A 683-nucleotide genomic window follows, 5' to 3' on the forward strand; every position below is an offset into this window, starting at 1 on the left:
GCTGATTTTTACAAACCTCAGACGCAAAAAAGCCAGCTTATTCAGCTGGCTTCGTTACATCTCTACGAGATAATTAGGCGCTTGGCGATGACCTACTCTCACATGGGGAGACCCCACACTACCATCGGCGCGTTTGCGTTTCACTTCTGAGTTCGGGATGGGATCAGGTGGTTCCACAAGGCTATTGTCACCAAGCAAATTTTGTATTCTAGGAAATGACACTAGATTGTAATGGTGCTGATACCCAGAATCGAACTGGGGACCTCATCCTTACCAAGGATGCGCTCTACCGACTGAGCCATATCAGCAATTCTATACTAATCAATTAAGATTATTTAAATTAGGCGCTTGGCGATGACCTACTCTCACATGGGGAGACCCCACACTACCATCGGCGCGTTTGCGTTTCACTTCTGAGTTCGGGATGGGATCAGGTGGTTCCACAAGGCTATTGTCACCAAGCAAATTCTTACTGGTTAATTGTCCGTCTGACGGCATTGTCTCCTTGCTACTGTGCTCGACCTTCATGGATGAAGGAAGTGTCTTAAATTGTATGGAACAATTTAGACCATGTACTAACGTACACTCCGCGCCTCGCTCGTCACGGCTTTGTCAGCCTAACAATTTCCTGCGTAATTAACCTTTTAATTAAAATTTGAAAAGCTGATTTTCTTTGAGTCTTT

The 683-nt window shown here is 45.1% G+C and carries 1 tRNA gene and 2 rRNA genes; all 3 read right to left on the minus strand.

Annotation, left to right across the window (positions count from 1 at the left end):
• Positions 1 to 79: 79 nt before the first annotated feature.
• The 3 genes from rrf (Q4Q50_RS22320) to rrf (Q4Q50_RS22330) all read right to left on the minus strand — a co-directional run bounded on the left by rrf (Q4Q50_RS22320) (position 80) and on the right by rrf (Q4Q50_RS22330) (position 462).
• A 5S ribosomal RNA gene (gene rrf / locus Q4Q50_RS22320) occupies positions 80 to 195 on the minus strand.
• A gap of 37 nt (positions 196 to 232) precedes the next feature.
• Positions 233 to 308 (minus strand) — tRNA-Thr (locus Q4Q50_RS22325).
• A gap of 38 nt (positions 309 to 346) precedes the next feature.
• Positions 347 to 462: ribosomal RNA gene (gene rrf / locus Q4Q50_RS22330) — 5S ribosomal RNA — on the minus strand.
• Between the last annotated feature and the right edge of the window lie 221 nt (positions 463 to 683).

The sequence above is a fragment of the Shewanella scandinavica genome (assembly GCF_031932065.1).
GTDB classification, from domain to species: Bacteria; Pseudomonadota; Gammaproteobacteria; order Enterobacterales; family Shewanellaceae; genus Shewanella; species Shewanella baltica.